This window comes from Pseudonocardia sp. TMWB2A, from assembly GCF_017312135.1.
The window spans coordinates 5,072,420-5,085,553 of the sequence record NZ_QKQY01000002.1; the positions used below are offsets into that span (position 1 = coordinate 5,072,420).

The 13,134-nt window shown below is 71.5% G+C and carries 13 protein-coding genes; 3 read left to right on the forward strand and 10 right to left on the reverse strand.

Going from position 1 to position 13,134, the window contains the following annotated elements; translation table 11 throughout:
* Positions 1-669 (reverse strand): alpha/beta fold hydrolase, encoded by a 669-nt coding sequence (locus tag DMP17_RS38315; protein WP_337832075.1) that lies wholly within the window; start codon positions 667-669, stop codon positions 1-3.
* 68 nt (positions 670-737) lie between these two features.
* Here DMP17_RS38315 and DMP17_RS38320 point away from each other — a divergent pair, with 68 nt between their 5' ends.
* Complete coding sequence (locus tag DMP17_RS38320; RefSeq protein ID WP_337832076.1) at positions 738-1,022, forward strand: hypothetical protein; 285 nt, start codon at positions 738-740, stop codon at positions 1,020-1,022.
* An 80-nt stretch (positions 1,023-1,102) separates the two neighbouring features.
* Here the strand turns inward: DMP17_RS38320 and DMP17_RS38325 are convergent, their stop codons facing one another.
* From DMP17_RS38325 to DMP17_RS38355, 7 genes are all read right to left on the reverse strand, one after another.
* Positions 1,103-1,864, reverse strand: a complete 762-nt coding sequence (locus tag DMP17_RS38325) for a succinate dehydrogenase/fumarate reductase iron-sulfur subunit (protein ID WP_178372989.1) — start codon at positions 1,862-1,864, stop codon at positions 1,103-1,105.
* On the reverse strand, positions 1,861-3,768 hold the full coding sequence (locus DMP17_RS38330) for a fumarate reductase/succinate dehydrogenase flavoprotein subunit (protein ID WP_337832791.1): 1,908 nt from the start codon (positions 3,766-3,768) through the stop codon (positions 1,861-1,863). The genes DMP17_RS38325 and DMP17_RS38330 overlap by 4 nt, the downstream gene beginning before the upstream one ends.
* A gap of 8 nt (positions 3,769-3,776) precedes the next feature.
* Positions 3,777-4,577: a hypothetical protein gene (locus DMP17_RS38335; protein ID WP_251786624.1), complete on the reverse strand. Its 801-nt coding sequence runs from the start codon at positions 4,575-4,577 to the stop codon at positions 3,777-3,779.
* A gap of 172 nt (positions 4,578-4,749) precedes the next feature.
* Positions 4,750-5,406, reverse strand: coding sequence for an alpha-ketoglutarate-dependent dioxygenase AlkB family protein (locus DMP17_RS38340; RefSeq protein ID WP_226350485.1), 657 nt, complete (start codon positions 5,404-5,406; stop codon positions 4,750-4,752).
* A gap of 75 nt (positions 5,407-5,481) precedes the next feature.
* Entirely contained in the window at positions 5,482-6,231 is a 750-nt protein-coding gene (locus tag DMP17_RS38345; RefSeq protein ID WP_208820962.1) for a succinate dehydrogenase/fumarate reductase iron-sulfur subunit, read from the reverse strand.
* Between the two features lie 14 nt (positions 6,232-6,245).
* A complete protein-coding gene (locus tag DMP17_RS38350; RefSeq protein WP_337832077.1) occupies positions 6,246-8,222 on the reverse strand; it encodes a fumarate reductase/succinate dehydrogenase flavoprotein subunit in 1,977 nt (658 codons plus the stop codon).
* Positions 8,223-8,226: 4 nt separating this feature from the next.
* Positions 8,227-8,946: a succinate dehydrogenase cytochrome b subunit gene (locus DMP17_RS38355; protein ID WP_178372991.1), complete on the reverse strand. Its 720-nt coding sequence runs from the start codon at positions 8,944-8,946 to the stop codon at positions 8,227-8,229.
* 87 nt (positions 8,947-9,033) lie between these two features.
* Here DMP17_RS38355 and DMP17_RS38360 point away from each other — a divergent pair, with 87 nt between their 5' ends.
* Positions 9,034-9,993, forward strand: a complete 960-nt coding sequence (locus tag DMP17_RS38360) for a LysR family transcriptional regulator (protein WP_224401790.1) — start codon at positions 9,034-9,036, stop codon at positions 9,991-9,993.
* 9 nt (positions 9,994-10,002) lie between these two features.
* Here DMP17_RS38360 and DMP17_RS38365 read toward each other — a convergent pair whose 3' ends face one another.
* Positions 10,003-10,437 carry an STAS domain-containing protein gene (locus tag DMP17_RS38365; protein ID WP_337832078.1) on the reverse strand — a complete coding sequence of 145 codons (435 nt, stop codon included), beginning with the start codon at positions 10,435-10,437 and terminating at the stop codon, positions 10,003-10,005.
* A 135-nt stretch (positions 10,438-10,572) separates the two neighbouring features.
* On the opposite strand from DMP17_RS38365, the gene DMP17_RS38370 reads away from it, so the two are divergent.
* Positions 10,573-11,940: a mycothione reductase gene (locus DMP17_RS38370; protein WP_337832079.1), complete on the forward strand. Its 1,368-nt coding sequence runs from the start codon at positions 10,573-10,575 to the stop codon at positions 11,938-11,940.
* On the opposite strand, the gene DMP17_RS38375 is transcribed toward DMP17_RS38370, so the two are convergent.
* Positions 11,937-13,097: a low temperature requirement protein A gene (locus DMP17_RS38375; RefSeq protein ID WP_337832080.1), complete on the reverse strand. Its 1,161-nt coding sequence runs from the start codon at positions 13,095-13,097 to the stop codon at positions 11,937-11,939. The genes DMP17_RS38370 and DMP17_RS38375 overlap by 4 nt on opposite strands.
* Between the last annotated feature and the right edge of the window lie 37 nt (positions 13,098-13,134).

A 13,134-nucleotide genomic window follows, 5' to 3' on the forward strand; every position in this document is an offset into this window, starting at 1 on the left:
TCAGCGGCCGAGTACCGCCGCGGCCAGCGCGCCGGGGTGCGACAGCATCGGGTGGTGCCCGCCGGGGACCATCTCGGGCACGACGCCGCGCAGCCGCCGGGCGAGCATCGTCCGGACGAACGCGGCCGGGAACAGCTTGTCCTCGCGGCACAGCAGGTACCGGGTCGGCACGTCCGGCCAGGCCGCACGCGGCCACGGCTGGGTCCACGGCGTCGCGGACTGGTCGCGCTCGTGACGCAGTGCCTCGTTCGCGACCGACTCGTCGACGTCGTGGTAGAAGAGCCCGACGACGTCGTCGGGGTCGCGCCCGTCGCGGGCGTCCTGCTCCGCGAGCGCCGTCCCGGCGCCGGTCGCGTCGCCCCACTGCGCCGCGGACTCGCCCGGCAGCGGCACCATCGCCGTCACCAGGACGAGCTCGCGCACCGCGACCCGGTCGCACACCAGCGGTGCGCTGAACCCGCCGAAGGAGTGCGCGACGACCACGAGGTCCTCGGCACCGCCGACCGCGGCCACGACGGCGTCGGCGTAGATCTCCAGCCCGGCGGTGTCGTCGTCGCAGGGCAGCTCGACCGGCACCGCGCGGTGGCCGCGCCGGGTCAGCTCCCGTTCCAGCGGGCCCCAGTACCAGGTGTCGGTCCCCGCCCCGGGGACGAGCGCGAAGGTCGTCATACCGGTGACGACCGCCCACCGGCGCCGTTCTCATCGCCTACCGTCGGGGGCGGAACCGAGGAGGCCCGATGACCGACCCGACCCACCTGCCCGCCGTCCCCGACCCGGAACCGGCCCTGCCCGACCCTGCCGTGCCCGACCCGGTCGAGCCCGTCACCGACTACACCGACGACGGCGTCCCCACGTTCTCCTACGTGCGCGACCGCATCGAGGGCCGCGCCGCGACCGCGGCGGCCGCCGAGGAGCTCGCGGGCGGCGACGCGCGCGCCGCGGAGGCGGAGGACGCGTTCGCCGAGCGCGAGCGCAAGGCCGCCGACCGGCTCTCCGAGATCCGCCGGTCGATGGAGCGCTGAGCGACCCGTCGCACCCCCGGCGCGGTCCCCGCACCCCGTGCGGCGGGTGCGACGACCGCCGCCGGGGCGCGAGGGCACGCTCAGCTCCCGGAGCGCCGGAAGATCTTGTCCCCCAGCCACACCAGCGGGTCGTACTTGCGGTCCACCGCGCGCTCCTTGAGCGGGATGAGCGCGTTGTCGGTGATCTTGATGTGCTCGGGGCACACCTCGGTGCAGCACTTGGTGATGTTGCAGAACCCCAGCCCGTGTTCCTCCTGGGCCTCGACGGCGCGGTTGCCGTGCGCGTCGAGCGGGTGCATGTCCAGCTCCGCCATCCGCATCAGATAGCGCGGCCCGGCGAACGCCTCCTTGTTCTCCTCGTGGTCGCGGACCACGTGGCAGGTGTTCTGGCACAGGTAGCACTCGATGCACTTGCGGAACTCCTGGCTCCGCTCGACGTCGACCTGCGCCATCCGGTACTCGCCCGGCGCGACGCCCTCGGGCGGGGTGAAGCTGGGGATCTCGCGGGCCTTGGTGTAGTTGAACGACACGTCGGTCACGAGGTCGCGGATCACCGGGAAGCTGCGCAGCGGCGTGACGGTGACGACCTCCTCGTCGTCGAAGGTGTTCATCCGCGTCATGCACATCAGCCGCGGCCGGCCGTTGATCTCCGCCGAGCACGAGCCGCACTTGCCCGCCTTGCAGTTCCACCGCACGGCCAGGTCGCCGGCCTCGGTGGCCTGCAGCCGGTGGATGACGTCGAGGACGACCTCGCCCTCGTTCACCTCCACCGGGTAGTCGACCAGCTCGCCCTTGGTGTCGTCGCCGCGCCAGACGCGGAAGTGGTGCAGGTGACTGCTCACTGGTTCCCCTCCGCGGAGTCGGCACGGTGACCGCCCAGCTCGTCTCCGGTGTAGTACTTCTTCAGCTCGTCCATCTCGAACAGGTCGAACAGGTCCGACCGCATCGGGAGCTGCTCCTGACGGGTCAGCTCGACGTCGTCCTCGCCGATGGCCCGGCACACCAGCAGCAGGTGCCGCCAGTCCGAGTCCATGACCGGGAAGTCGTCGCGGGTGTGCCCGCCCCGGGACTCCTGGCGCTCCAGCGCCGCCTTCCCGGTGCACAGCGCGACGAGCAGCATGTTGCGCAGGTCCAGGGCCAGGTGCCAGCCCGGGTTGAACCGGCGGTGCCCCTCCACCGAGACCGTCCGGGTGCGGGTGGCGATGTCCTCGAGCTTCTTCAGCGCGAGCTCCATCTCCTCGCCCTTGCGGATGATCCCGACGAGCTCGTGCATCGTCTTCTGCAGCTCCTGCTGCACGACGAACGGGTTCTCCCCGCCCGCGGTCGCGCTGGAGAACGGCAGCATCGCCCGCTCCAGCGCCGCGGCGACGTCGGACTCGGCCACGGCGGGCCGGCCGGCGTCGGCGTGCTGCGCGGCGTGCAGCCCGGCGCGACGGCCGAACACCAGCAGGTCCGACAGCGAGTTGCCGCCGAGCCGGTTGGAGCCGTGCATGCCGCCCGCGACCTCGCCCGCGGCGAACAGGCCGGGGACCTTCGACATCGCGGTGTCCGGCTCGACCTCCACCCCGCCCATCACGTAGTGGCAGGTCGGGCCGACCTCCATCGGCTCCTTGGTGATGTCGACGTCGGCCAGCTCCTTGAACTGGTGGTGCATCGACGGCAGCCGCTTGAGGATCTCCTCGGGCTTGAGCCGGGTGGACACGTCGAGGAACACCCCGCCGTGCTCGGTCCCGCGCCCGGCCTTGACCTCGGAGTTGATCGCCCGGGCCACCTCGTCGCGGGGCAGCAGCTCCGGCGGGCGCCGGTTGTTGTCCGGGTCGGTGTACCAGCGGTCGCCCTCCTCCTCGGAGGTGGCGTACTGCTCCTTGAACACGTCCGGCACATACTCGAACATGAACCGCTTGCCGTCGGTGTTGCGCAGCACGCCGCCGTCACCGCGGACCGACTCGGTGACCAGCAGGCCCCGCACCGAGGGCGGCCACACCATGCCCGTCGGGTGGAACTGCAGGAACTCCATGTTGATCAGCGTCGCGCCGGCGCGCAGGGCCAGCGCGTGGCCGTCGCCGGTGTACTCCCAGGAGTTCGACGTGACCGAGTAGCTCTTCCCGACCCCGCCGGTGGCGAGCACGATCGCCGGGGCGTCGAAGCGCACGAACCGGCCGTCGCCGCGGAAGTAGCCGAAGCAGCCCGAGATCGCGCCGTCGGTGGTGAACAGCTCGGTGATCGTGCACTCGTGGAAGACCCGGATCCGGGACTCGGCGTCGCCGGTCTCGGCGAGGTCCTCCTGCTGCAGCGAGACGACCTTCTGCTGCAGGGTCCGGATCAGCTCCAGACCGGTCCGGTCGCCGACGTGCGCCAGCCGCGGGTAGGTGTGCCCGCCGAAGTTGCGCTGGCTGATCTTGCCGTCCTCGGTGCGGTCGAACAGCGCACCGTAGGTCTCCAGCTCCCAGACCCGGTCCGGGGCCTCCTTGGCGTGCAGCTCGGCCATCCGCCAGTTGTTGAGGAACTTCCCGCCGCGCATGGTGTCGCGGTAGTGGACCTGCCAGTTGTCGTTCGGGTTGGCGTTGCCCATCGACGCCGCGCAGCCGCCCTCGGCCATCACGGTGTGCGCCTTGCCGAACAGCGACTTGGAGATGATCGCCGTCCGCTTGCCCTGCAGCCGCGCCTCGATCGCCGCCCGCAGGCCGGCACCGCCGGCCCCGATGACGACGACGTCGTAGTCGTGCCGCTCGATCTGTTCGTCCATCTCGGTGCTCACCCCACGATCCGCAGGTCGCTGATCCAGCCGGCGGAGACGGCCATGACGTAGAAGTCGGTGACGGCGAGGCTCACCAGCGTCGCCCACGCGAACTGGTTGTGCCGCGTGTTCAGCTTCGAGACCTGGGTCCAGAGCTTGTAGCGGACCGGGTGCTTCGAGAAGTGGTTGAGCCGCCCGCCGACGGCGCTGCGGCACGAGTGGCACGAGAGCGTATAGCCGAACAGCAGCACCACGTTCACGACCAGGATGATGTTGCCCAGCCCCAGGCCGAACCCGCCGCCGGGCTTGGCGAAGGCCAGCACCGCGTCGTAAGCGTTGATCAGCGTGATGATCCCGGCGATGTAGAAGAAGTAGCGGTGCGCGTTCTGCAGGATCAGCGGGAAGCGCGTCTCGCCGGTGTAGCGCCGGTGCGGCTCGGCGACCGCGCAGGCCGGCGGGGAGAGCCAGAACGCCCGGTAGTAGGCCTTGCGGTAGTAGTAGCAGGTCAGCCGGAACAGCAGCAGGAACGGCAGGGAGACCGCCGCGTAGGGCAGCCACCAGACGTCGGGCAGGAACCGGCCGAAGTGCGACGCCTCCTCGACGCAGCCCGTCGAGACGCACGGCGAGTAGAACGGCGTCAGATAGCCGTACTCGGGGACGAAGTAGTAGTTCTGCATGAACGCCCGCACGGTCGCGTAGGCGACCCAGGCGACGAACGCCACGAAGGTGGCCAGCGGGGGAAGCCACCATCGGTCCGTGCGCAGCGTGCGCGCGGCGATGGTGGCCCGGCCGGTGGACGCGTCAGTGGTGGATGACACGTACGGGAGCTCCTGTCGTCTCGACGACGCCGAAGAGACCTGACACGACGTCGTGTCCTCGTGAACACCCGCCGCACACACGGTGCGGTGGTCGCCAGAGAGTACGACCCAGATCACATGTGATCTACGTCGGGACGGCGATTGGCCGTTCTATCGAGACGTGGCTCACACGTCACGGGCCGTCGAGACCCGATTCGCGCAGCGTGACGTTGAGCCGCCCGGACCGCAGGCCGGTGCCGGGCGGTCCGGGGTCGTCGAGCAGCCGGGGCACCCCGTGGAACGCCAGCCGGCTCGCCCCGCCGAACACCACGAGGTCACCGGAGTACAGCTCGACGTCGGTCCACGGCCGCCCGCGGTGCCCGGCGGTGCCGAGCCGGAACACACACGCCCGCCCGACCGACAGCGACACCACCGGGGCGGGCGAGCGTTCCTCGCGGTCCTGGTGCAGGCCCATGCGGGCGTCGCCGTCGTAGAAGTTGACCACCGCGACGTCCGGCCGGTACGCCTGCGCGTCCGGGTGGCCGGTCGCGGCCAGCGCGGCCCGGCCGAGGTCGGCCAGCCACGACGGGACCGGCGGGACGGCGCCGCCGTCCTGGTCGTCGCGGGTGCGCGAGTAGCGGTAGGGCAGCCAGTGCCACCCCAGGCAGACGCTGCGGACCGACATCACGCCACCGCCGGGGAGCGTCACCGTGCGGAGGCCGGGACCGTCGCGGACCCACCCCCGGCAGGCGTCGGCCAGCCTGCGCTGCCCGGGGAGGTCGAGCCAGTCCGGGACGTGCACCGCGCCGGGCCCGAGCGCACGCCGCTCCCGTCCGAACAGTCCGTCCACGACCCCTCCCCCACGACGCACGACGGCCCGGGCACCCCGCGGAAGAGGTGGCCCGGGCCGTCGCGACGGTGTGTCCTACTTCTTCCGGCCGCCCACCGTGGCCGCGAGGTAGTCGCGGTTCAGCTGGGAGATCACGTCGAGCGGGATCTCCTTCGGGCAGGCGGTGGCGCAGGCGCCGGTGTTGGTGCAGCCGCCGAACCCGGCGGCCTCGTGCTCCTCCACCATGCTGACGACGCGCTCGTAGCGCTCCGGCTGGCCCTGCGGCAGCTCGCCCAGGTGGGTCAGTTTCGCGCCCAGGAACAGCGACGCCGACCCGTTCGGGCAGGCCGCGACGCAGGCACCGCAGCCGATGCAGTTCGCCGCGGCGAACGAGCGGTCCGCGGCGACCTTCGGCACGGCGTTGGAGTTGGCCTCCGGCGCCGACCCGGTGTTCACCGAGACGTAGCCGCCGGCCTGGATCATCTTGTCGAACGCGGCGCGGTCGACGACGAGGTCCTTGATGACCGGGAACGAGCCCGAGCGGAACGGCTCGATGACGATCGTGTCGCCGTCGGAGTAGTGCCGCATGTGCAGCTGGCAGGTGGTGGTCGCCCGCTGCGGGCCGTGCGGCCGGCCGTCGATGACCATGCTGCACGAGCCGCAGATGCCCTCGCGGCAGTCGTGGTCGAACGCGACCGGCTCGTCGCCGGAGAGGATCAGCTTCTCGTTGAGCACGTCGAGCATCTCGAGGAACGACATGTCCTCGTCGGCGTCGACGGTGTAGGTGACCAGGCGCCCCTTGTCGACCGCGTCGCGCTGGCGCCAGACCTTCAGGTTGAGCTTCATGTCCGTCGGTCCTCTTACTTGTAGCTGCGCTGGGTCGGGTGCACGTACTCGAACGTGAGCTCCTCCTTGTGCAGGACCGGAGCCTGCCCGCGGCCGGTGTACTCCCAGGCCGAGGTGAAGGAGAAGTTCTCGTCGTCGCGCTGCGCCTCGCCGTCCTCGGTCTGGCTCTCCCCGCGGAAGTGACCGCCGCAGGACTCGCGACGCACGAGCGCGTCGAGACACATGAGCTCGCCGAGCTCGAGGAAGTCGGCCACGCGGCCGGCCTTCTCCAGGCTCTGGTTGAGCTCCGCGCCGGTACCCGGCACCTTGACGTTGTTCCAGAACTCGCGACGGAGCTCGGGGATGCGGTCCAGCGCCTTGCGCAGACCCTCCTCGGTGCGCTCCATACCGCAGTAGTCCCACATGATCTGGCCCAGCTCGCGGTGGAACGAGTCCACCGTGCGGGTGCCGTTGATCGACAGGAACTGGTCGATCCGGTCGGTGACCGACTGCACGGCCTCGACGACCTCGGGCGCGTCGTCGGGGACGGCGTCGAGCTCGTTCTTGGCCAGGTAGTCGCCGATCGTGACCGGGAGGACGAAGTAGCCGTCGGCCAGGCCCTGCATCAGCGCGGACGCACCGAGCCGGTTCGCACCGTGGTCGGAGAAGTTCGCCTCGCCGGCCACGTAGAGACCCGGAATGGTCGACTGCAGGTCGTAGTCGACCCAGAGGCCACCCATCGTGTAGTGCACGGCGGGGAAGATCCGCATCGGGACCTCGTACGGGTTCTCACCCGTGATCCGCTCGTACATCTCGAACAGGTTGCCGTACTTGTTCTCGACGGCCTTGCGGCCGAGGCGCTGGATGGCGTCGTCGAAGTCCAGGTACACACCCAGGCCCGACGGTCCGACACCGCGCTTCTCGTCGCAGACCTCCTTGGCGGCCCGGGACGCGATGTCGCGGGGCACCAGGTTGCCGAACGCCGGGTACTTGCGCTCGAGGAAGTAGTCGCGCTCCTCGTGCGGGATCTCGTTCGGCCCGCGGTCGTCGCCGAGCTTCTTCGGGACCCAGACGCGGCCGTCGTTGCGCAGCGACTCCGACATCAGGGTCAGCTTCGACTGGTGGTCGCCGGAGACCGGGATGCAGGTCGGGTGGATCTGGGTGAAGCAGGGGTTCGCGAACAGCGCGCCCTTGCGGTGCGCCCGCCAGCCGGCGGTCACGTTGCAGCCCTTGGCGTTCGTCGACAGGTAGAAGACGTTGCCGTAGCCGCCGGAGGCGAGCACGACCGCGTCGGCGGTGTGCACCTCGATCTCGCCGGAGACCATGTCGCGCGCGACGATGCCGCGGGCACGACCCTCGACCATGATCAGCTCGAGCATCTCGTGCCGGGCGTACATCTCGACGGTGCCGGCCTTCACCTGGCGCTCCAGCGCCTGGTAGGCGCCGATCAGCAGCTGCTGACCGGTCTGGCCGCGGGCGTAGAAGGTGCGGGAGACCTGCACGCCGCCGAAGGAGCGGTTGTCGAGCAGTCCGGCGTAGTCGCGGGCGAACGGCACGCCCTGCGCGACGCACTGGTCGATGATCTGCCGCGAGATCTCGGCGAGCCGGTGGACGTTGGACTCCCGGGCGCGGAAGTCGCCGCCCTTCACGGTGTCGTAGAACAGCCGGTAGACGCTGTCGCCGTCGTTGCGGTAGTTCTTCGCGGCGTTGATGCCGCCCTGCGCGGCGATCGAGTGCGCACGCCGCGGGCTGTCCTGGTAGCAGAAGGTCTTGACGTGGTAGCCGGCCTCGCCGAGCGTCGCGCTCGCGGAGCCGCCGGCCAGGCCGGAACCCACGACGATGATCTTCTTCGAGCGCTTGTTCGCCGGGTTGACCAGCTTGACGCCGAAACGACGACGCTCCCAGCGGGTCTCGATGGCACCCGACGGGACCGCCTTGTCGACGACCGGCTCACCGGTCGCGTAGTCGGCGTAGGACACGTGGTGGGACGTGGCGTCAGTGCTGTCAGTCATGGGATCAGACCACTCCGAACGTGACGGCGAGGGGCACCGAGATGAAGCCGAGGGTCAGCACGGCGGCGAAGACCGTCGACACCACCTTGATGGTGCGCTCACGGCTGTTCGACGACCACCCGAGCGTCTGGATGCCCGAGAAGATGCCGTGCTGGACGTGGAAGCCCAGCGCGACCACCGCGAGGACGTAGAACAGGGTGACGTACCAGCGGGCGAGGGTGAAGTCGGCCGCGAGGTTGTCGGCCACCGCGAGGTGCACGCCGTTCGGGTTCAGCGTGCCCGCGGTGAGGTCGAGCAGGTGGTAGATCACGAACAGCGCGATGATCACGCCGCCCCAGCGCATGGTGCGGGCCGCGTAGCTGCCCTTGACCTGGTAGGAGCCACCCGCGTACTTGATCGGGCGGGCCCTGCGCGCACGCAGGGCGAGCATCGTCGCCGACCAGATGTGGGCGACCACCGCGACGACCAGCACCACGCGGACGATCCAGAGCATGCCCGAGTAGGGCAGCGCCGGCTCCAGGATGGTGCGCAGCCAGGCCGCGTAGTGATCGATCGCCTCGGGGCCGAAGAAGATCTTCAGGTTCCCGATCATGTGCAGCGTGACGTAGCCGAGCAGCACGACGCCGCTCACCGCCATCACGAACTTCAGCAGCGCACTGGGCGTGCGCGGGCGCCGGGGTGCGGCGGGCTTGGCTCCGCCGCCGGCCCGGGACTTCTCGGACATCGTGACCACGTCCTCCAGTGGACATACCAACGGGTAAGGCAGTCCAATGCATGAAACGGTCTCCGCTCATAGCCGTAAGCTATGCACGTGACACTTCAGCAGCTCATGTACTTCGTCGCCGTGGCGAACGTGCGCAGCTTCACTCGGGCGGCCGACCAGGTGGGGGTCGCCCAGCCGACCCTGAGCCGCGCGCTGCGGGCGCTGGAGGACGAGCTGGGCTCCCCACTGATCAACCGCGGGTCGGCCGTCACGCTGACCCCGGCCGGTGAGGCGGTGCTGCCACTGGCACGCAGGATGCTCGCCGATTCCGACATGGTCCGCACGACGGTGGCCGAGATGGTCGGCCTGCGCAGCGGCCGGGTGCGGGTCGGGGCGACGCCGTCGCTGTGCATCGGCGTGCTGTCCGACGTGCTGCGGGTCTTCCACGCCCGGCACCCCGAGATCGCCGTCGAGCTCGCCGAGGACGGCTCGCAGCCGCTGGAGGCGGCGCTGGTGCAGGGGGAGCTGGACGTCGCGCTGGTGATCGTGCCCCCCGACGGGGTGGACCCGACCCTGCACACCGCTCCCCTACTGCGCGAACGGCTCTCGGTCGCCTCGCCGCGGGCGCGCAGGCCGCTGACCCCGCGCGGGTCGATGACGGTGTCCGAGCTCGCCCGGCACGACCTGGTGATGGTGCGCCAGGGCTACGACCTGCGGGAGGTGACCCTGCGGGCCTACGCCGTCGCCGGGGTCACGCCGCGGATCGCCGTCGAGGGCGGCCAGATGGACGCGGTGCTGCGCATGGTCGAGGCCGGCACCGGGGTGGCGGTGGTGCCGGACCTGACGTTCATCGGGCGGCCGCGGCTGCGGCGCACGGTGCTCAACCCGGCGATCCACCGCACGGTGGCGCTGGCCCGGCGGGCCGACATCGCCCCCACCCCGGCCGTCATCGCCTTCGCGGACACGCTGCTGGAGCACATGTCCGACACCTCGGCGTCGCTGCGGGAGGGCACGACCGACGTCCAGGTGCTGCACCGGCACCGGACCGGCCGGGAGCTGCTCGGCTGAGGGCCGGGGTCAGTCGGGCACCGGGAACAGCGGGGCGCGGCCCCCGGGGGTCTCCGGCGGCGGGTGCGGGTCGAGCACCCGCAGGTGTTCCAGGGTGCCGGTGACCTGCAGGACCCGGCGGACCTGGCGCGCCGTGCCGCAGTACAGCTCCAGCACCACCCCGGCCGCGGCAGCGTCGCGGTGGCAGTCCAGCAGCGCCGCGATCCCGGCCGAGCCGAGGAAGCCGACCGCGGACAGGTCCAGCACGATCCGCGGGGCCGCGGCGAACCAGGCGCCCACCTGCTCGGCCAGGAACGGCGCGGTCGCGACGTCGACGTCGCCGACGGCGTGCAGCGCCACCGGCCCGGACGGGTGTGGCACCGCCTCCAGGGCCAGGCCGCCGCCCTCCGCGGTCTCGGCGGACAGGCCGGGCACTCCTCCCGGGCCGTCCGTCGGATCGGTCATCACCGGCCGCCTCCCGCGGGGCGCCGCGCCACCGCCGGGGCCAGAGTGCCAGTACCGCACGCCGACCGCCCGATGGCGGCGGCGTCGTCGCCCCGTCGACGCGCGGGATGCCGCCGGTCTTCCTAGGCTCGGCGGGTGGCCCATCACGATCTCGCAATCGTCGGCACCGGATCCGGGAACATGATCGTCGACGACCGCTTCGACGGTCTCGACGTCGCCCACGTCGAGGCGACCCGGTTCGGCGGGACCTGCCTCAACGTCGGCTGCATCCCGACCAAGATGCTCGCCTACACCGCCGAGGTCGCCGAGACGGTGCGCGCGGCGTCGTCCTACGGCGTGGACGCCCGGATCGACCGGATCCGCTGGAGCGACATCCGCGACCGGGTCTTCGCCCGGCTCGACCCGATCGGCGACGAGGGCCGCGACTACCGCCGTGACCACGGCACCGTCTACGACGGCACGGCCCGCTTCACCGGGCCGCGCGCGATGACGGTGGACCTGGCCGACGGCGGCACCGCGGAGTTCACCGCGGACCGGATCGTGCTCGCCGTCGGGGGGCGGCCGGTGGTCCCGCCGCCGGTCGCGGACTCGGGCGTCCCGTTCCACACCTCGGACACGATCATGCGGATCGACGAGCTGCCCGAGCACCTGGCGATCATCGGAGGCGGCTACATCGCGGCCGAGTTCGCGCACGTGTTCGGCGGGCTGGGCTGCGAGGTCACGATCGTCGAGAGCTCCGACACCCTGCTCGGCGGGATGGACGAGACCGTCGTGGAGCGGTTCACCGACGCCGCCCGCGAGCGCTTCACCGTCCACACCGGCCGGACGGTGGAGAAGGTCACCGGCGGCGAGGGCGACGTGCGGCTGCACCTCGACGACGGCACCGAGGTCCGGGCCGACCGGCTGCTCGTCGCGGCCGGGCGCCGTCCGAACTCCGACCGGCTCGACCTGGACCACGCCGGGGTCGACATCGACGACGCCGGCCGCGTCGTCGTCGACGCCCACGGCCGCACCACCGCCGACGGGGTGTGGGCGCTGGGTGACATCTCGACCCCGCACCCGCTCAAGCACGTCGCGAACCACGAGGCCGAGGTCGTCGGGCACAACCTCGCCCACCCCGACGAGCTGCGCGAGGTGGACCACGGGTTCGTCCCGGCCGCGGTGTTCACCACCCCGCAGATCGGCACCGTGGGGCGCACCGAGCAGCAGTGCCGCGAGGAGGGCCTGGAGTTCCGGGTCGGGTTCCACGAGTACGCCGACGTCGCCTTCGGCTGGGCGCTGGAGGAGCAGCGCGGGTTCTGCAAGGTCCTCGTCGCCCCCGACGGCACGCTGCTGGGGGCACACCTGCTCGGCCCGCAGGCGTCGACGATGGTCCAGCAGCTGGTGCAGGCGATGGTGCTGGGCGTGACCGCGCAGCGTCTCGCCGACGTCCAGTACTGGATCCACCCCGCGCTGACCGAGGTGCTGGAGAACGCGCTGCGCGACGCCGTCGAGGAGGACTAGGCCCGCCGCTCGGCCAGCTCGGTGACCACGGCCAGCCCGACCACCACGGCGAGCACGACCAGCCCGATCACGATCGCGGGCAGGGCGTGCCCGGCGACCAGCGCGACCGCCGCGGCCACGACCAGCACCGCGGCGGCGACGTAGCGCGACCGCCCGACCGTCCCGGTGCGGCCCTGCAGGTAGAGCTTGTTCCCCGCGAGGTAGAGCAGCGGCCCGCCGACCGAGGTCAGCACCAGGGCCGGGGTGTTCTCCGGGTGCGTGAGGTGCAGGTCGATCGCGACCGCGAACAGCACGGCGCCGGCCACCATCAGGCCGTGCGCGTAGGCGAACGCGGCCCGCGCCGCGCGGGTCGACCCGTCACCGGAGCTCGCCCGGGTGCCGTGCCCGGCGAGCGCGAAGTAGGACCACCACAGTGCGACCAGGCCGGCGAACCCGAGCAGGGTGATCACCACCGCGTAGGGGGTCACGACCTCCATCTCCGACAGCGTGAAGCCCATGATCAGGATCGACTCGCCGAGCGCGATGATGAACACCAGCCGGTTGCGCTCGGCCAGGTGCTCCACGTCGGTCGGCCAGTCCTCCAGCGGGGTGTACCCGAGCCCCGGCACCCGGAACTCGAACCGCGGCCCCGCCATGTCGACGGCGACGGCCAGCGCCCAGACGACCAGCCGGGCCACCGGCGGGAGGAACGCGCCGACGACCATCAGCACCGACGCGACGGCGCTCCACACCAACAGGTTGCGGTAGTTGCGCGCCATGACGTGCCCGCGCGCGCTCACGACGAGGAACAGCGGGCGCCCGATCTGGGCGGCGGCGAAGCACAGCGCGAACAGCAGCCCGGAGTCGCCGAACGCGCCCGGCAGGGCGAGCGCCATCCCCAGCGCCGCCAGCATCAGCCCGGCGTTGAGCATCCGGACCGACGGGCGCGCCGGGTCCAGGTAGTTCATCGCCCAGGCCGAGTAGTTCCACAGCCACCAGACCGCGGCGAACAGCACCGCCGTCTCCAGCGCCCCGAGCGGGGTCAGGTGGTACAGCAGCGTGTGCGAGACCTGGACGATCGCGAACACGTAGACCAGGTCGAAGAACAGCTCGATCGGGGCGACCTCGGGGTCGCCCGTCCGGCGCAGCACCCGCGGTCGGGTGTCCGGTGTCGTCATCGATGGGTCCTTCCCCGTGTCGGCGCAGCCGAAGGGT

Coding starts and splice junctions, on each gene's coding strand:
- DMP17_RS38375 (WP_337832080.1), bottom strand. CDS start 13,097: ATGACGACACCGGACACCCGACCGCGGGTGCTGCGCCGGACGGGCGAC.
- DMP17_RS38350 (WP_337832077.1), bottom strand. CDS start 8,222: ATGACTGACAGCACTGACGCCACGTCCCACCACGTGTCCTACGCCGAC.
- DMP17_RS38320 (WP_337832076.1), top strand. CDS start 738: ATGACCGACCCGACCCACCTGCCCGCCGTCCCCGACCCGGAACCGGCC.
- DMP17_RS38365 (WP_337832078.1), bottom strand. CDS start 10,437: ATGACCGATCCGACGGACGGCCCGGGAGGAGTGCCCGGCCTGTCCGCC.
- DMP17_RS38330 (WP_337832791.1), bottom strand. CDS start 3,768: ATGGACGAACAGATCGAGCGGCACGACTACGACGTCGTCGTCATCGGG.
- DMP17_RS38345 (WP_208820962.1), bottom strand. CDS start 6,231: ATGAAGCTCAACCTGAAGGTCTGGCGCCAGCGCGACGCGGTCGACAAG.
- DMP17_RS38355 (WP_178372991.1), bottom strand. CDS start 8,946: ATGTCCGAGAAGTCCCGGGCCGGCGGCGGAGCCAAGCCCGCCGCACCC.
- DMP17_RS38315 (WP_337832075.1), bottom strand. CDS start 669: ATGACGACCTTCGCGCTCGTCCCCGGGGCGGGGACCGACACCTGGTAC.